Annotated in this window: 20 protein-coding genes; 13 read left to right on the top strand and 7 right to left on the bottom strand. The window is 57.3% G+C overall.

Annotation, left to right across the window (positions count from 1 at the left end; all coding sequences use genetic code 11):
- Window positions 1-6: 6 nt before the first annotated feature.
- From AMK05_RS18190 to AMK05_RS18145, 10 genes are all read left to right on the top strand, one after another.
- The gene (locus tag AMK05_RS18190; RefSeq protein WP_064840534.1) at window positions 7-1,515 is read left to right on the top strand and encodes a hypothetical protein; all 1,509 of its coding nucleotides are present in this window, start codon (window positions 7-9) and stop codon (window positions 1,513-1,515) included.
- Window positions 1,516-1,518: 3 nt separating this feature from the next.
- Window positions 1,519-2,283: a hypothetical protein gene (locus AMK05_RS18185; RefSeq protein ID WP_064840533.1), complete on the top strand. Its 765-nt coding sequence runs from the start codon at window positions 1,519-1,521 to the stop codon at window positions 2,281-2,283.
- Window positions 2,280-2,864 carry an SGNH/GDSL hydrolase family protein gene (locus AMK05_RS18180; protein WP_064840532.1) on the top strand — a complete coding sequence of 195 codons (585 nt, stop codon included), beginning with the start codon at window positions 2,280-2,282 and terminating at the stop codon, window positions 2,862-2,864. Before AMK05_RS18185 ends, AMK05_RS18180 begins: the two co-directional genes overlap by 4 nt.
- A gap of 66 nt (window positions 2,865-2,930) precedes the next feature.
- Complete coding sequence (locus AMK05_RS18175; protein WP_064840531.1) at window positions 2,931-3,146, top strand: hypothetical protein; 216 nt, start codon at window positions 2,931-2,933, stop codon at window positions 3,144-3,146.
- Complete coding sequence (locus AMK05_RS18170) at window positions 3,133-3,729, top strand: lysozyme (RefSeq protein WP_064840530.1); 597 nt, start codon at window positions 3,133-3,135, stop codon at window positions 3,727-3,729. The genes AMK05_RS18175 and AMK05_RS18170 overlap by 14 nt, the downstream gene beginning before the upstream one ends.
- Window positions 3,729-4,088: a hypothetical protein gene (locus AMK05_RS18165; RefSeq protein WP_082935687.1), complete on the top strand. Its 360-nt coding sequence runs from the start codon at window positions 3,729-3,731 to the stop codon at window positions 4,086-4,088. Before AMK05_RS18170 ends, AMK05_RS18165 begins: the two co-directional genes overlap by 1 nt.
- Window positions 4,066-4,296 carry a hypothetical protein gene (locus AMK05_RS18160; protein ID WP_190237329.1) on the top strand — a complete coding sequence of 77 codons (231 nt, stop codon included), beginning with the start codon at window positions 4,066-4,068 and terminating at the stop codon, window positions 4,294-4,296. Before AMK05_RS18165 ends, AMK05_RS18160 begins: the two co-directional genes overlap by 23 nt.
- Window positions 4,297-4,371: 75 nt before the next feature.
- Complete coding sequence (locus tag AMK05_RS18155; protein WP_064840528.1) at window positions 4,372-4,590, top strand: phage upper tail fiber protein; 219 nt, start codon at window positions 4,372-4,374, stop codon at window positions 4,588-4,590.
- A gap of 3 nt (window positions 4,591-4,593) precedes the next feature.
- Complete coding sequence (locus AMK05_RS18150) at window positions 4,594-5,835, top strand: SGNH/GDSL hydrolase family protein (RefSeq protein WP_064840527.1); 1,242 nt, start codon at window positions 4,594-4,596, stop codon at window positions 5,833-5,835.
- A 164-nt stretch (window positions 5,836-5,999) separates the two neighbouring features.
- Window positions 6,000-6,428 (top strand): hypothetical protein, encoded by a 429-nt coding sequence (locus tag AMK05_RS18145; RefSeq protein WP_064840526.1) that lies wholly within the window; start codon window positions 6,000-6,002, stop codon window positions 6,426-6,428.
- On the opposite strand, the gene AMK05_RS18140 is transcribed toward AMK05_RS18145, so the two are convergent.
- On the bottom strand, window positions 6,425-6,652 hold the full coding sequence (locus tag AMK05_RS18140; protein ID WP_190237328.1) for a hypothetical protein: 228 nt from the start codon (window positions 6,650-6,652) through the stop codon (window positions 6,425-6,427). The genes AMK05_RS18145 and AMK05_RS18140 overlap by 4 nt on opposite strands.
- Before the next feature lies 1 nt (window position 6,653).
- The gene (locus tag AMK05_RS18135; RefSeq protein WP_237352135.1) at window positions 6,654-6,971 is read right to left on the bottom strand and encodes a hypothetical protein; all 318 of its coding nucleotides are present in this window, start codon (window positions 6,969-6,971) and stop codon (window positions 6,654-6,656) included.
- Window positions 6,972-7,039: 68 nt separating this feature from the next.
- Here AMK05_RS18135 and ligD point away from each other — a divergent pair, with 68 nt between their 5' ends.
- Both ligD and AMK05_RS18125 read left to right on the top strand, forming a co-directional pair.
- Window positions 7,040-8,107, top strand: a complete 1,068-nt coding sequence (gene ligD / locus AMK05_RS18130) for a non-homologous end-joining DNA ligase (RefSeq protein WP_064840523.1) — start codon at window positions 7,040-7,042, stop codon at window positions 8,105-8,107.
- Between the two features lie 253 nt (window positions 8,108-8,360).
- Window positions 8,361-8,540, top strand: coding sequence for a hypothetical protein (locus AMK05_RS18125; RefSeq protein WP_064840522.1), 180 nt, complete (start codon window positions 8,361-8,363; stop codon window positions 8,538-8,540).
- On the opposite strand, the gene AMK05_RS18120 is transcribed toward AMK05_RS18125, so the two are convergent.
- Together AMK05_RS18120 and AMK05_RS36045 are read right to left on the bottom strand one after the other, a co-directional pair.
- A complete protein-coding gene (locus AMK05_RS18120) occupies window positions 8,530-9,429 on the bottom strand; it encodes a hypothetical protein (RefSeq protein ID WP_064840521.1) in 900 nt (299 codons plus the stop codon). The genes AMK05_RS18125 and AMK05_RS18120 overlap by 11 nt on opposite strands.
- Entirely contained in the window at window positions 9,426-10,007 is a 582-nt protein-coding gene (locus AMK05_RS36045; RefSeq protein WP_064840520.1) for an acyltransferase, read from the bottom strand. The genes AMK05_RS18120 and AMK05_RS36045 overlap by 4 nt, the downstream gene beginning before the upstream one ends.
- A gap of 96 nt (window positions 10,008-10,103) precedes the next feature.
- Here AMK05_RS36045 and AMK05_RS18110 point away from each other — a divergent pair, with 96 nt between their 5' ends.
- Window positions 10,104-11,189 (top strand): glycosyltransferase family protein, encoded by a 1,086-nt coding sequence (locus tag AMK05_RS18110; RefSeq protein ID WP_064840519.1) that lies wholly within the window; start codon window positions 10,104-10,106, stop codon window positions 11,187-11,189.
- A gap of 207 nt (window positions 11,190-11,396) precedes the next feature.
- On the opposite strand, the gene AMK05_RS18105 is transcribed toward AMK05_RS18110, so the two are convergent.
- From AMK05_RS18105 to AMK05_RS18090, 3 genes are all read right to left on the bottom strand, one after another.
- Window positions 11,397-12,104, bottom strand: a complete 708-nt coding sequence (locus AMK05_RS18105) for a trypsin-like peptidase domain-containing protein (RefSeq protein WP_237352221.1) — start codon at window positions 12,102-12,104, stop codon at window positions 11,397-11,399.
- A 426-nt stretch (window positions 12,105-12,530) separates the two neighbouring features.
- Complete coding sequence (locus tag AMK05_RS18100; RefSeq protein WP_064840517.1) at window positions 12,531-13,574, bottom strand: LPO_1073/Vpar_1526 family protein; 1,044 nt, start codon at window positions 13,572-13,574, stop codon at window positions 12,531-12,533.
- 801 nt (window positions 13,575-14,375) lie between these two features.
- Complete coding sequence (locus tag AMK05_RS18090; RefSeq protein ID WP_064840515.1) at window positions 14,376-15,209, bottom strand: VCBS domain-containing protein; 834 nt, start codon at window positions 15,207-15,209, stop codon at window positions 14,376-14,378.
- Window positions 15,210-15,227: the final 18 nt, after the last annotated feature.

The raw sequence follows: 15,227 nt of genomic DNA, 5'->3' as shown, positions 1-15,227 counted from the left end.
GTTTCAATGCCGATGAAGGCCGTGCAAATCTGGGCTGATGGCCCTTCGTCCAATCCGCTTCAGCCGGACAAGGAGCAAATTCGTGAATGGGGCACGTGGGTCGAGGGCTCGATCGACGCTTTCCTCGCCAGCGGTGGGAAGGTCTATGCAACGCGAGCGGCACTGTACGGAGATCTCTCGCAGCCACCTAATACGATGGCGTGGGTTATCGGCGATCCGACCGCTTCCTATAACGGAATCTACCGAAAGAATGGGGCGGCGAACTCGGGTTCGTGGACGTGGCTCGCAGACTTGCCCTATTCATTCATCGTTGCGACAGACATGGGGTCTGGGACACCGAACGCGATCCAAGCGGCAAGCAGCATCCCCGTCAGCCAGTCGGCATTGATCATCCTTGGCGTCTTCGAAGCGAACACGGGATCTCCGGTGACTGTGTCCTTCAATGGCGGCTCTTCGTTGACCGTGAAGACCAACAGCGGAAACGACGTGCTCGCCGGAGGGCTCATCGCCGGCATGCAACTCCTCGGCGTGATCTCGGGATCTACCTTCCGCCTTGTCAGTGATCAGGTGACGTCTGCCATCATCGCCGCTGCGGAAGATGCGGCCGATCGCGCGGAGGCTGCAGCGGCAGAAGCGGCAGACTGGGCGGACCTGGCAAAAAACAACTTCGTGCAAAACAGCTTCACGGGCGATGGCGCCACGACCGATTTCGAGCTTTCTGTTGACCCGGGCAGCGCCAACAACATGTTCGTCAACGTCGGCGGGGTGTGGCAGCCGATTTCCGCCTATACACTCCAGCACGTCAGCGGCGACCCCTATCTGAGAATTTCAGGCGCGCCAGTACCAAATGGCGTCGAGATTGACGTTCGTTTTGGCAACAAGGTGGATGTAGGAAGCCCAAGCGACGGCTCCGTGACCACAGTGAAACTTGGCGCGGACGCCGTCACGGCGGCGAAGATGTCGGCCGCCGATGCGGCGGCAATCCGGACGAAAATCGGGGCGGCGGCCAGTGGCGTCGCTATAACGAACGCGCAGATGCCCACTGGCTCCGTCGTCGATAGTGCCAGTGCCTCGTATGCCGCCAATGCCACGCTAACGACGGTTATCCCAAGAGACGACACGGCACCTCAAATCACTGAGGGAACGGAAATTCTCACACTTACCATCACGCCTAAATCGACAACCAATAAACTCCGGTGTCGCTTTAGAGGGCAGGTTTCGCGGAGTGCGGCCGGCACTGTGATAGCCGCGATATTCGCCACAGGAACAAGCATCAACGGAACGGCGGCCGATGCCCGAAACGCTGTAGGCGTTACCGTTGTGTCGGCAGATCAGGCGTTTATGTCGAGTGTCGAAGTTGATTTCGTTCCTGGCATCACGACCGCGGTGACAATCTCTGTTCGTGTCGGGCCGGATGCTGTGGCAGGGACCGCTCGTCTAAACGGCTCAACCGCTGGCCGCCTTTTGGGCGGCGTGTCTGCCGCAACCCTCGTTGTTGAAGAAATAAAGGCATAAACAATGGTCCAGAAGATCCCGCCGTCAATGACGCAGAGCGGCCTGCCTCCGCAATATCTTGTCGGTCTCGAGACGTCGCGAGATCCGACCGTTCCGACGAAACGAATTGTTATTGCGCCAGGGTCTTGTCGGTCGCAACTTGACGACGCCGACATAAAGTTAACGGCGGGCATGCTGAAGCGCCTTGATCAAAACTGGGCGGCCGGCAGTGGCAATGGCGCACTTGACCAAGGCGCGCTCGCGGCCAGCACATGGTACCACCTTCATGTGATGCAGAATCCGACGAGCGGGGCCGTCGATATTCTCGCCTCTGGGTCGCTCACGAACCCGGCATATCCGGCAGGGTGGGAGCTGGCGCCCAGCCGGCGCGTGTGGAGTGTTCTCACCGATAGCTCCGCCAACATCATCCCATACACACAGACAGAAGACTGGTGTGCGTGGGGTGTCATGGAGAATCAGTACAGCGGCAATCTTGGTGCATCTTCCACTGTCATCACCATGAAATCGCCGATCGGCTTCAAGTGCGAAGTTCAGGCGCTGATCCTGGTCAACACCGGCGGCGGCGAAATTGGCCTTATGGACCCCGATGGCGGAGATCCAAGCATGGGTCGCTTTTACACCATGGGGGTCAAGCCCGCCGCGGACACCCTGGGGTATCGTGGCATCGTCATGACAGACGTCAATGGCCGCGTCGTCGGCTATGCGGCGAGCAACATGAACAGCTCGGTCCAAACCGTCGGTTATTGGGATCGCAGGAGCAAAAGATGAGTAAGGAAATTCGCATCGCCACCTGCGGCACCAGCCTGACCTATCAAGGCGATTACTACAATCTCTGGCAGCGCCAGGTCGAGCGTGGATTGCGTGAGGGCAAGCAGTCGACCGCGCGCATCTATAATTTCGGAGAGAACGGGGCAGATAGCGCCATCGGACTAACGTTCCTCTATCGCGCCCTGCGAACGCGGCCGGAGATCGTCGTTCTAGAATACAACATGAATGATGCATATATCGTGCGCAGTATCTCGGTCGCGCAAGCGCAGGCAAACCATCTAAACATGATATCGCAGCTTCGGGCCAATGACCCGAACGTGAAAATCTGCCTGATGATCATGAACCAGCCGGTCGCCGGCGGCCTGTATCCGGTCTCTGATCGGGTGAATTGGGCCGCATACGCTCAGAACTATCGAGACATCTGCGCAGCCGACAGCCAGCTCACCCTCATCGATTTGGCGCCGGGATGGGTAGGGGCGACAACGACCGACATCCCTGATGGTGTCCATCCTACCAAAACGGCCGTCTCTACGAGATCCGTCCCAACGATGATTTCATCACTCCGTCCTCTTATAAGCTAGCCGCGGTAAAACGTCGTCGCAGATAGCGACGATGGCTCGCTTACCAATCCCTCAGGACCCCCCCCCATGCGCCTTGTAAAGCACAAGCGCCGCGTACTCACGTGGTCGCTGGCCCTTTGGCCTGTCTACATCGCCGGCCTCCTCGGTATCCTTCCGTACATCGTTCCCTTTTTGGACGGGTATCTTCCTCGGTGGCTGCTGATCCTCATCCTGGCGCTGTCGCCGTTTGGCCGGGTCGTGGAGCAGCGCAAACTCAAGGAAAATGACGATGCCGATCAATAAGATTGTCGCGACCAAACGCGGGAAGACTGCGATCGCGGCTGCTCTTATCGCTGCCGCAGCTGGCGGATGGCAGAGCACTAAGGATACCTCGCCGACCATTCACCCGCCGGCCGTCATCCTGGCGAAAGAGGCGCTGATCAGCACCTGGGAGGGCGTTGTGCTTGATGCCCATTGGGACCCTTACGCCAAGATCTACGACATCTGCTACGGCAAGACGAGGCTGAATGGAAAGCCGATCCAGAAGGGGATGAGGTTCAGCCGAAAGGAATGCGACGACTTCCTCGAGGCGGATCTGTTCAACGAATATTACCTGCCGCTGACCAAGCAGGTGCCGCAGTACGTCCATTTCCCCGTGAGCGTGCAGGCGGCGCAGCTTTCCGGTTCCTATAATTTCGGGGTTGGCGGCATGGTTCGTTCCAAGGCCATGGAGGCGGCAAAGCAGGGAAGGTGGCGGGAAGCTTGCGAGAGGCAGACGGCATGGAACCGAGCCGGCGGTCAGGTCGTGCAAGGCCTGGTGCGCCGGCGTGAGATGGGCGATGCCCAACGCATCGGCGAAGCCGAACTCTGCGTGAGCGGCATCTGATGTTCGGCCTGTCGAAACCCATCTCGATCGGCTTGGCTGCTCTCGCTCTGCTGCTCGCCATCTCCGGCCTCGTCTTCCTGTCCATCCGCGAAATCCGTTCCATGGTCGACGGCGCCGCATCCTCCGCCAAAGCGCTTTCCGACGCCGAGTGGACGGCGAAGATCGAAAAGGCCAATGCCGAGGCGAACAAGAAGATCGCCGACCAGGCGAACGCCGTCATCCAGATCCAGGCGGACGCGAGCGATCGCGTCAACGCCGCCTCCCAGCAGCTCGAGGAATTGAGGAAACGAAATGCGGCCCTTCCTGATGGTGGCGCTATTGGCCTTTCCCGCGATCGTGTCCGGATGCTCCCTGACTGACCGGCCGGCGCCCCTCGTCATCACCAAGGTGGTGAAGCCGGTGCTGCCGCCGGAATGCCGGAAGGAAACGCCGGCGCTTTCGCCGAAGCCAGACCGGGACATGTCGCAGCAGGAGATCTTCGACAACTGGTCTGAGGATCGCACGGCCCGGAACATCGGCGAGGCACGGCGTGCGGCGTGCGTAACCGCGGTCGACGCGGCGAACTGAAACTTTCGAGTGAACGAGATCCTGCGCCGCCGGGTGGCTGCGCAGCGATCCCCCATTGCCAGAGGAGATCCAGACATGGCCGATCTTTCCGCCTTCGCGCTCAAGAAGGCAAATCCCGGCGGGGAAAGCTCCGCCACCATCCTCGACCTCGAGCGTGCGATCGCCGGCGCCGATGCGAGCGGCATGGCCGGTACCGGCGCCGTATTCGCGGCCGTCGTGATGCTCAGCCAGGCGCAATACGACGCGCTGGCGACGAAGAACCCGGCAATCCTCTACGTCATCCCGGGGGCCTGATCCATGCCGGTCAAGATAGGCGACAAGGATGTCGCGAAACTTTATCTCGGCGAGCAGCTGCTTTCGTCGGTGCGGATCGGCAATGTACAGGTGAGTGCGGGTGGGGGCGGCCCTGTGCCCCTGCCAGGCCAATTCAATTTCAAAACCTCGCAGTTCAGCAAAACGAAACCGGCGCTCGCGCGCGTTGCCGGCGGGACTGGCCGGGGCAAGTTTGTTTGCGTCGGGGACAGCACGACGTTTGGCGAAGGCTCGGGCACGGGTGGCAACGGCCGGGTAGGTTGTATGCCGAAGGGCTGGCCGGCGAAACTCGCGGCGGCGCTGACCGGCCTTGGCAACCCGGCAATCAACGAAAATAAAGTCGGAAGCTCTGGCATAACCACAACCACGGTCACGATTACGGAAAACCGCAATTCGGTGAAGCCGGGCTTTAACCCTGCCTCGTCCGGCTGGATCTTGTCGACGTCCACGACGGCCGGCGGTGTCCTGTTCACCAACACAACTGACACCACAAGCGTTCTTAGCTACGCGCCGACCGTCCAGATTACGAAGTTTGAGCTGATCGAGTTGACGATCAGCACGGGCGGCTCAATCACCTACAACGTTGACGGCGGCGCTGAAACGGTTCTTGACCAGTCTGGGGCGAGCTCTATCCGGCGGACGATCATTGATTGCGGCGCGAAGGGCTTGCATACGCTGAACATCAAGCGGGTGTCGGGCAATGCCTTTGTCATCGGCGTTCGCGCATGGGACGATACGACGCCGGCCATTGACATCTGGAACCTCGGCAACTGCGTGTCGCAGACTTCCGATTGGATCGGCACGGCAAACCCCTGGTCAGCGCTGAATGCCGTCACGAACCACTGCGCCGACGCTGACCTTGTCTTCATTGACCTGACGATCAACAACGCGCTGCTGTCGCCGTCATCCTACAACACGACATACCCCACGCAGATGCAGTCGATCATCAACGCCGCCAAGGCAGGAGGCGCCGATGTATTGCTGATGACCGGCAACCCGTCGCGCGTGGACATCATCGCGGATTCGGTGCAGCAGCAGTTCCGCCAGGCGCTTCGCACCCTTGCCACCACAAACGATCTGCCCATGATCGACCAGTATGACAAATATACAGACTGGGTGACCTTGAACGCCTTGGGTTGGATGTTCAACGCCAACCATCCGAACGAACTGCAGTACACCGATCTGGGCACATTCCTGGCATCCTCACTTAAGGCCTGGGCTGTTTAGGTCGCCCCACCGCCCGATCATCAATTTATGGGGAAGGGTAAGTGGCTTAGCAGTCTCTAAAATCATCATCGAAGGCCTCTCCTCGGGGCGGATTTTTACTGTCCGAATGCCGGCTTGGGCCTGGCGGTTGAACGACGCGAATTACACAGCAGGACGAGCTATCGATGACATCCAATGACGATATCCTGCGCGCTCTCGGGCGCGTCGAAGGCAGACTGACAGGCATAGAGGAGAATGTCAGCCTCCTGCGCAACGAGGTGAATGACGAGAAGGAAAATGCTCACAAAAGCCGATCTGTCATCCATCGGCGGCTCGATGAGCAGATGAGGCAGATCAATCTCCTGGATAAGGTCGTCGAGATCAGCAGTGGCGTGGACGCAACTCTGCGCGAGGAGGTCAGGACCCTAAAGGATACCGTCAACAACAACCATGAGGCCGTGGTGCCCGCGCTCGCGGAGTGGAGCCGGATGAAGTCGATCGGCTATGGAATTTCGGGTTTAATCGCCTTTGCGGGCCTCACGACGGGGGCGATCGTCACCTATGCGAGCGATGGCGCGGTGGCAGCGCTCCGGCACTGGCTGAAGATCAATTAGGCGCCACCGACGCGCCGCCTTTTCTCGTTCCATGCGACCGCCGCCCGCCAGGTCTGATGTTCCAGCTGCGTGGCAGCGCTGCGAAAGAATGGTGCCGTTTCGACGGTGATTTTCTCTCCGCAGCCTGTGCAGGAAATGATCGAGGTTGGGCCGTGCACTGCTTGCGGCTCAAGGCCGCAGCAGAGGTCAAAAACCGGTATGGCTTCATCGATCTTGACGATCACTTCAGCACTCATCCTTGCTTCCGCGCAGGCCATTATGTCGCATAAGCCTGTGGTAATATTCCTCGACCTTTCGGATAGCTTCGCGCGGTTCGGCTTCGAATCCTTGATGCGGCGTCAGCCTTTGACGTACCTGCGGGCCCAGTCCGCTCCATTGCCACTGGCCATTCTTCGGGCCGCCGCTCTCCATCCGAATCCTCCCGATGATTATTTCCTCGTCATAGCCCAGCCAGTCGAGATCCGTCGGCTGGTCGCGGTCGTCGATCTTGGTACCGCGCCATTTGTAAAGAGGTTGGTATCGAGTGGGCATGTGTTGGAACATTGCCCCAGTCGGCCTAATAATCAATCTGGGTCAATTGCTTTTTAAGCTGTTGCTGCTGAAGTGTCGGCATGATCAAGCCGCCTCGCAAGCCTCCCCAGCCGCTGCTCGGTGAAGCCGATGCACCGCTTCGCAGCCGGCCGCGCCGCCGGCGTGACCCCGCCCAGCCGAACCTTCTCCTCGACCCAATGCCGGCGCGCGTCGATCCGTGCCTGGCGCTGCTGAAGCCGCGGCCGCCGAAAGGCGCCCAGTGGGCTTTCGAGGTGAAATGGGACGGCTACCGGGTGGCTGTCCACATCGAACCATCAGGCGTTCGTGTCATCACCCGCGGCGGCCATGACTGGACCAAGCGCTTTCCGGCGATCGCTGCCGAGGCGAGACGCCTTCCGGTTTCCACTGCGATACTGGACGGCGAGGCCGTCGTGTTCGACGAGCAGGGCCGCTCGGACTTTGGCAGGCTTCAACAGTCGCTCGGCGGCCGGGGTGGAAAAAATGCCTCTCGCGAAGCGGTGCTGATGGCGTTCGACCTTCTCTATTTCGACGGCCATGACCTTACCGGAACCGAACTGGCCTCGCGGCGCCACCTCCTCGAGGGACTGGTGCCCGCCGGCGGCGAAGCAGCCATCCGATTGTCAGAAGAGATCGAGGCGGACGGGGACAAGCTCCTGCGCATCGCCTGCGAACACGATCTGGAAGGCATCATCGCGAAAGACCGCAACAGCCCGTATCGCAGCGGCCGCCTCGGCGACTGGCTGAAGATCAAGTGCATCCAGAGCGATGGTTTTGTGATCATCGGGTATGAGAAGTCGGCGGCATCGTTCGGCAGCATCGGCCGGCTGCTGCTCGCCGCGCGCAAAGGGAGCGCGCTGGTCTATGTCGGGGGAGTGGGAACCGGCTTTAACGAACGCTCCGCGAGTGAACTCCGGCAGCAGATGGACAAGCTGAAAATCGCCAAGCCGGCCGTCGACACCGGGCGAAAGCGAAATGCGGTCTTCCTCGAGCCGAAGCTGATTGCTGAGATCGAGTATCGGGGTTGGACGCGTGACGGAAAGCTGCGGCATGCGTCATATAAGGGGCTGCGGGATGCGGCGGATATCACCTTGGTCTATGACTTGTCTCTCTCACTGTCGGCAATATAAGATCTTTGGTCAATTGCCTTTCCTTCTCGGAGGCGGTAGGGACGACCAATCGCCAGTCAAGCCGAGGTCGCTGTGAAAAACGCGTTTATATGGTTGCTAATGGCAATTGAAATGTCCCTGACGCAAACTTGGCGAGCCAAAGCCGCTGAGCGAGAAGAGAAACTCCGGCTCGATGCACCGCGCGCAGCGGACTGAAATTAATCTATCGGCGTCGGTATTGATGGCTGCCGGCTAGAGAAGATGTAGAGGCAAGATGCAAACCCTTGAACAACAGAAGGCGACAGTCGTGCAGCTGCGGAAAGAAATTGAGCAGGCGCGGGATGTCGAGGCGCTGAAGCCAATTCTACACCGAGTCTTAGACATCGTTGCCAGTAGCCTGGATGAAGATGTGGGCGGATGGTCCGGCGGTGATCAGGCGACGTCTACAGAGTGACCGTTTCGCCCGTCGTGACGTTCACGACCGGTAGGCCATTTAACAAATTTTTAGCCTCGCTATATGTTTTGAAGGCGAGGCTCCCGTCCGGATTGCGGACTTCCCGCATTTGGCATGGCCATTCGTGGCGGCGTCTCAGCTTGCCAGAAATCTTATCGGAATAAGCCGCATCTATGAAGAATGCATTGGTGCCGGCTCGATTGGTGCCGACAAATTCGTAGCCTTTGCCTTCGAGCAGATGTTTGAAGGCGGCCAGAGAAGCGCCCCAATACATGCCGGAATAGTGTTTTTTCAGCCGGATAAACGATGGGTCATATGGCACGCTCAGAGGAGCTTCGCCGAAGCCTTGGTTGTATTCGACAATGACGATCGCAGATCTCTGAGGGATTTTTTCGAGGACCCAATAGTCAACACCGTCTATGTCGACGCTGAGGATCCCGAGGTCTTCCTTGAAGCCGGCCGAGGCGATTAGGCTCTCGATATTGTCCCTGTCAATGAAGGCCGCGCGCGTCTGCAGATCGTATTTGTAAGCGACGTCATCGGAGCGGATCGAAGCGATGTTTGCCTCCGAGCCATCGATGATCAGCCCGGACCAATATCGAGAAGCGAGCAAGAATCGAGTGTTGCTCTCCCGGTAGTCTTCGACACCGAACTCGACGAACGTGGTTGCCGACGGCTTGATGGTATCGATAAGCCAAGAGATGATCCCATCTTCGCCCCACTGCGAGAAGACCGAGAACTCGGCATCCGCAAGCGTATCGAGGGCGCTCAGTTGTGCGATCTGATGCGCGCGAGTTTCGCCCTGCATGATGAGCAGTTTTTCCAGGCCAACGAGCCGTCGCGTCTGAAACATGAAATCTCGAAACTTGCGGCGGAGGCGGTTCTTCATGCATTTGGCTCGCTGGTGGGGGATGGCACAAAGCCATCAGGAGGGACGTTTGTCTTAACGATTGCTCGCGCACCAATAATGGCGCGGTCGCCAATTGTCACGCCCTTCAAAATTATGGCGCCCATGCCGATCCACACATCGTTTCCGATGTGGACAGGCTTCGTTTTTACACCAGGATTTTCTCGGGGATGACCGGAGGTGAGAATCTGTTTCGTCTGTTCGAAACGCAACTGAGGATCGGTAGGGTGGCTGTCACTGTCGTGGATGGCAACGGAATGGGAGATGAGGACCCTGTCGCCAATAACGATCTCGCTTGCTGACCATATGGTCGACAGCGGGCCGAGATAAAACCAGTCGCCGATCGCGATCCTACCGCCGAAGCCGAAAGTCAGCAGTTCGCCGCGGATCATACCATTGGCGCCGACCTGGATTGCGGTTTTGTCGTTCCGGATATTGAAAATCCTGCCTTCGGAGCCGAGTTTTGTCGAGGCGGCGATCAAGGCGTCACGCCTGGCGGCCGACGTTGCAAGGCCTGCAAACAGTCGTTCCCTCGCAGTCAGTATAAGATTGGCAAACACTCTTTCGCCCTCATCATCCCGCTTCGAAGATCATTATCGCCAAAGGCCGGTTTTGGTGATACGCGGCTTTTCTTGAGTCATGGATCGGTCATCAAAATGCGCGTCTTTCAGAACTTCGGCCTATACCCCGCATATGTGAGGAGACTCAATAAGCTGGCGTCATCGGCAAGTTCTTTTTCTGAGAGACTGCAGGTTTTCCTTTCGGATTCCTTCGGGGCTTGCCATCTGCTGAAACCTGTCATCGATGGCGACAGTGAGACGTTCTTCACAACTGGCGATGACGTCATAACTCAGCGCTTTTGGGCGACTAAGCAAGGCCTGCCGACCAATACCACGCTGGAGCAAGTGCTGCTCTGTCAGATCGAGCACCATCGCACGGAGGTCTTTTATAATCTTGATCCTGTCCGCTACGGCAACGACTTCGTCAAGCAATTACCGGGGACTGTAAAGAAGTCGATCGCTTGGCGAGCAGCGCCATCCGGCGATCTGGATTTCGGAGCTTATGATCTCCTTGTATGCAATTTCCCGACTATCCTGCAGAGCTATAGAGATCGGGGGTGGCGTGCAGAATACTTTGCTCCGGGGCACGATCCGGAGATGGATCGCTATGCTGACAATGGCAAACGACCGATCGATATCTTATTCGTTGGAGGCTATAGCCGCCATCACCGCAAACGCGCCGAGATCCTGGAGGCGGTCTCCGACCTTCGGAAGGACTTTCGGGTGGTCTATCACTTGGACCGGTCCCGCCTTACCCGGTTAGCTGAAAGTCCTGTGGGGCGGCTCTTGCCACTGAATGAGCATCGGCGTCCTGAGGGCATTCGCGCGGTTTCCGGCCGGCCCGTTTTCGGTCGCGATCTTTATCGAGGAATGTCGCAAGCAAAAATCGTGTTGAACGGGGCTGTTGACATGGCCGGTTCCGATCGAGGGAACATGCGCTGCTGGGAAGCGCTGGGATGCGGAGCTCTGATGGTTTCAGACGCTGGCAAGTACCCCGACGGAATGGTCGACGGCGCCACCATTGTAACCTATGGCAACGCACAGTCTGCAGTGGCTTCTATTCGCGCGATGCTCGAAGATGAAACCAGACTGAAAGACATCGCGATGGCCGGCAACCAGATGGTTAGGAGCCGATACAGCAAAGAGGTCCAGTGGGAGAATTTTTCACAGCTCTGTCGCTAGCCGCCCCATCATCGTTCGATGAGTGATCCTTCGGACCGATTGCGGACCGATTGAGTGGACAAAGTTAGAACAGGCGGGAACATAAAGAAACCGCCTATCCCGGAATTGCTGGGTTTCCGCGAAGCCTTCTCCGTTCGGGACGTGGGGCGCTAAGAGGATCCAAATCCGAAGGTCGCGTTTACTTCCTTGCGGCTAGCCCCAGGACTCTCACGTTATGGAGTTTACGAGTTCTGCGATCGCGGTCGCTTTCCAGACGATCCCTAAGTCTGCGTCTGGATTGACCCGCCCGGCATAGATTCCGAGAAATCGCGTGGCTGGCTTGTCTAGCGCAATAAGGCCGCCACCCGCGTAATCCGCAAAGCCATAGCGATATGCAATGACCGGCGATCCCGACAGCCCCTTTCTTGTGCGGCAGTCGATCAGGAACGTTGGTAAATCTTCGAAGTTTGCATCCGGTTCCGATGCCACGAAGCCTGTTGCCCAGACTGGTAGGGACGATCCGCCGGATATTCCGAAAGGAAATCCAAGGACACTTACAACCGACGTCGGCCCAATCATCATCTCCTCTCCTCCGGGCTCCGACGGATCGTAAGAGTAAAAATCGACGTCATCTACGTTCTTGAGTGGGAGCGCGACGAAGTCCGCCTTGGCCCTCAGATCTGGATGCTCAACCCATCGAGGGGCGCCCTCATCATCAAACAGCGCCTCGTCCCTCACCACCATCTGTCCAGGTTGCCCCAATCGATTGTGCCTTATCGATATCGTGTCAGGCACCTCTGAGTATCGTGAGAGAGTGTCACCTGTCTTTTGATCTCGACCAGTCACGTTGTGGCGATTTGTGATCAGCAATGGTCCTGTGCGACCGACGCAAATAAAACCAGAGCCCGACGCTAGGTGGATCTGTTTGGCAGACATCTTCAAAAAAAGAGATCTGTAAGAGTCTGCTGTGATTGCCAACGGAGTTCCCTTTACGGCATGATTTGTCTTGGCTGCGTGGCAGAGTGTGCCAGTCGCCTTTGATTCCTCAAGCGAAACCTCTAACCTTTGGCCGCTCGGTACCCTCCGGGCGAGAAACATCATGTCGCACCCGAAGCGATTAGCGCGGAACGTCGACGGAACATCCGGTGGGACTTCGGTGGGACTCTTTGCTCAGAACCGTGCATAACTACCCCTTCCGTTCCATTTTTATTCTCACGACCGACATTTTCCCCTTGCACTGCTGAGGCCGATTTCATAAAGCAATCAAGCCGTTTCGGCAGGTCGGGGCGTAGCGCAGCCCGGTAGCGCACTTGACTGGGGGACGTGGGGTCGAGTTCCGATTACTCGTTCAGATGGCACAAGTCACTTTATCCAAATCGAAATCGGCCCAATTGGGATGCCTAACCTCTTGGCGTTCGCATGGCCGATAGCCATTCCAACTGACGTCAAATGTAGTCTGCAAATATCCGAGAGCTGCCAGTTGCCAAACAAATTCTGGATATCAGGAGCGTGAGGCTTGAGTTTGGCCTGTAGCTCTAGCGGAACCAAGGCAGTCGACTCAAATAAGTTCCAAAGTGCTGTAACCTGTTCATCGTTATTCCAGCCACGCTGCCCCAAATATACTATGAGATCAATTAAATTACTGAAGTTAAGCTGATGCTTGGCGGGGTCTAGCTTGCAGGGTTCGATAATTTCCGTGATTAGCGCGGGATATTCTTCCCGTACGACAGGGTCAATTTGCTCGAGGTTAAAGCCAGTTGATATCACCGGCATATAGAAGCTTCGCACGAGAGCCGTGAAATCCGAGGGCATTCCTATGGATCCCAAACCTAGGCTTTCTATATATTGGCAGGAGGCCCTTTCTGTTTGGATCTCGGAAGCGAATGGCGTGAGGTTCCGAAAGTGACGTCCCAATTCTTCGATGCTTGTCACCGGTGACCTGCAGTACCTCATCAGGAAACACAGTGTAATAACAGCGAAGTCCTCCGAGGTTAGCAAGCCGCTTCTCTCGATCGCTTCGTTCAAGCTTAGGGTGACCCTGTCTCGGCCGTTCTGATTTGAGCGCGTTGATATCATTGATATTAGGATTTCGCCTAGTTCCTCATCGCCCGAACGCGCAAAAGCATTTCGCGCTCGGAGGACATGGTACTGGAAATCTGGATCCTGGAACGCACTGGGGTTGCCAGCTCCACCGTCCACGAACGCTCTCAGTATCCTTTCTTCAAATATTCTGCAGCGCGACTCGGCTATTTCCCCAGCGCGAGCGACGAAATGATCGATGTGTACTTCGTGCAGCTTTGACATATACTCAAAGACTTCTGCCGCCGGCACGCCGATATGGGTATCCCGCCCGCTCACTACGACCTGGGCATCGTCGCCCGCCTTCACATTCTGCTTATCGGTCATTTCGGATATTGGAGTCCCTGCCAGACTGAGTTATCCGCGAGTTGTCTCCCGCTTTGGCGCTTTGCCTATTCTGATAATATGAACCGCTAAGAAACCCCGCCGCGGCACTGACGATAGCAGTGATAAGATACTTGATTATTTCCATTTCCATGGTTGTTACTCCGAATACTTGGTGGCAATGCATCGCCTTCTCACGTATCAAAACTTGCGGCCGTTCATAAGAGCGTAATCAAGTTTTGTATAGTAAATCCACAGCGGCGCATCCCCGTGCGGGAACCTTTCCGTCCGGGCCTTTCCGCCGAGGCGGAAAATTCATATGACATGGCCAAGGTCACGCAAATTTATGCTGCGAAATTGCCTAAAATGAACTGGGGGGATTGTGTGAGTCGGACCTCCGCTACCACTCTCATTGCAGATTTGGCGATTTGTGCGGCTCGGTTCGAGCCGATGCCAGCGGCCAGCAAAGCTGGCCGGCTTCTGATAGACAGGATTTCCGCTAGCGCCGATGACAGACTATTTATAGAGCGTCAGAAGCGCTATTGGCAGCTTCATCGCCCACAGGTGGGATGCGGCAGCGATAATAATAGCCCATACGGCAAGCGAGAACGTCACCGCCGCCAACTTGATCCCGACTGGCTGCATCGTTTTCCTCCGTCCCAGCATCCGTATCCTCCTCGGACGATCTAATGCTAACAGGGCGCTGGTCGATCAGCTATCGTAAGAAATCGCTACCAGATAATCGCATCCAGTGATGCTCGGGAAGATGTAAGGTTTGGTGATGCGGCGCCCTTTCCCTAGCCCTCAAACGACAAAGTGGAAATTGTCGTATTGCGCGCCATAATAATCCGGTCCGCTCGTTTCGGTGATGACGGGCTCGGTGTCGAGCACGAGAGAATCGATTTCGCCGTAAGCGCTGAGATCGATCACTTGCGGGTCATGAATGCTGTCGGCGGTCACGTTGACCGTGACCAGGAAGACGGTATCGCCGTTCAGCTTACCTTCGATCGTTAGAACATTGTCATAGTCCGATGTGCCGTTTGCCACGCTGAATTGCTCGATCTGGAAGGTGCCGCCATCGGCGGCTTGAATGGGTGTCCAGAACACGCCGCCTGCGAGATAATGGTTGCCGTCGGCTTCCTTATGTACCGTTGCATCGTCACCATCGTGCCAAGCGCCCCAATCGAAGCCTTTGTAACCCGTGGGGAAGTCGTGTTTGCCGACATCCTCGAAATTGACGAAGACGTCGCCGCGTTCCGGCAAGTCGACCGCGATATTGAGTAAACCAAAGTCGGTGGCGCCTTTGCCGTCCGATATCTTGAAATTGAACTGGTCGACGAGTTGATCGCCCGGGCCGAGTGCCGCCACCACCGGGTTGGAGTGATCGAGCTCATAGGTGTAGTTGCCGTTGGAATAGACGATCAGCGTGCCGTATCTTCCCTCGATTGTCGTCGTCGTGGCGGGTCCATCCGGGTCGGTCGGCTGCGGAATTCGCTGTCCGTTCACGAAGTTGAGGCGCACCCGATCTCCGTCGGCATCCGTTGAACTGGTGCTATCCAATATGTTGCCGTCGATCGGGTTGTCGATGTCAAAGATAGGCTGGTATACGTCACCTGCGACCGGCTTATGATTTGCCATTTCCACCTCCCGGGTGAT

Source organism: Rhizobium sp. N324 (genome assembly GCF_001664485.1).
Classification (GTDB): Bacteria; Pseudomonadota; Alphaproteobacteria; order Rhizobiales; family Rhizobiaceae; genus Rhizobium.
This window is presented reverse-complemented; position numbering and strand designations above follow the sequence as displayed.

What these genes read in the sequence shown, in the direction of transcription:
- AMK05_RS18190 (WP_064840534.1), top strand. Translation starts at nt 7, where the DNA reads ATGCCGATGAAGGCCGTGCAAATCTGGGCTGATGGCCCTTCGTCCAAT.
- AMK05_RS18185 (WP_064840533.1), top strand. Translation starts at nt 1,519, where the DNA reads ATGGTCCAGAAGATCCCGCCGTCAATGACGCAGAGCGGCCTGCCTCCG.
- AMK05_RS18180 (WP_064840532.1), top strand. Translation starts at nt 2,280, where the DNA reads ATGAGTAAGGAAATTCGCATCGCCACCTGCGGCACCAGCCTGACCTAT.
- AMK05_RS18175 (WP_064840531.1), top strand. Translation starts at nt 2,931, where the DNA reads ATGCGCCTTGTAAAGCACAAGCGCCGCGTACTCACGTGGTCGCTGGCC.
- AMK05_RS18170 (WP_064840530.1), top strand. Translation starts at nt 3,133, where the DNA reads ATGCCGATCAATAAGATTGTCGCGACCAAACGCGGGAAGACTGCGATC.
- AMK05_RS18165 (WP_082935687.1), top strand. Translation starts at nt 3,729, where the DNA reads ATGTTCGGCCTGTCGAAACCCATCTCGATCGGCTTGGCTGCTCTCGCT.
- AMK05_RS18155 (WP_064840528.1), top strand. Translation starts at nt 4,372, where the DNA reads ATGGCCGATCTTTCCGCCTTCGCGCTCAAGAAGGCAAATCCCGGCGGG.
- AMK05_RS18150 (WP_064840527.1), top strand. Translation starts at nt 4,594, where the DNA reads ATGCCGGTCAAGATAGGCGACAAGGATGTCGCGAAACTTTATCTCGGC.
- AMK05_RS18145 (WP_064840526.1), top strand. Translation starts at nt 6,000, where the DNA reads ATGACATCCAATGACGATATCCTGCGCGCTCTCGGGCGCGTCGAAGGC.
- AMK05_RS18135 (WP_237352135.1), bottom strand. Translation starts at nt 6,971, where the DNA reads ATGTTCCAACACATGCCCACTCGATACCAACCTCTTTACAAATGGCGC.
- ligD (WP_064840523.1), top strand. Translation starts at nt 7,040, where the DNA reads ATGATCAAGCCGCCTCGCAAGCCTCCCCAGCCGCTGCTCGGTGAAGCC.
- AMK05_RS18125 (WP_064840522.1), top strand. Translation starts at nt 8,361, where the DNA reads ATGCAAACCCTTGAACAACAGAAGGCGACAGTCGTGCAGCTGCGGAAA.
- AMK05_RS18120 (WP_064840521.1), bottom strand. Translation starts at nt 9,429, where the DNA reads ATGAAGAACCGCCTCCGCCGCAAGTTTCGAGATTTCATGTTTCAGACG.
- AMK05_RS18110 (WP_064840519.1), top strand. Translation starts at nt 10,104, where the DNA reads ATGCGCGTCTTTCAGAACTTCGGCCTATACCCCGCATATGTGAGGAGA.
- AMK05_RS18105 (WP_237352221.1), bottom strand. Translation starts at nt 12,104, where the DNA reads ATGTCTGCCAAACAGATCCACCTAGCGTCGGGCTCTGGTTTTATTTGC.
- AMK05_RS18100 (WP_064840517.1), bottom strand. Translation starts at nt 13,574, where the DNA reads ATGACCGATAAGCAGAATGTGAAGGCGGGCGACGATGCCCAGGTCGTA.
- AMK05_RS18090 (WP_064840515.1), bottom strand. Translation starts at nt 15,209, where the DNA reads ATGGCAAATCATAAGCCGGTCGCAGGTGACGTATACCAGCCTATCTTT.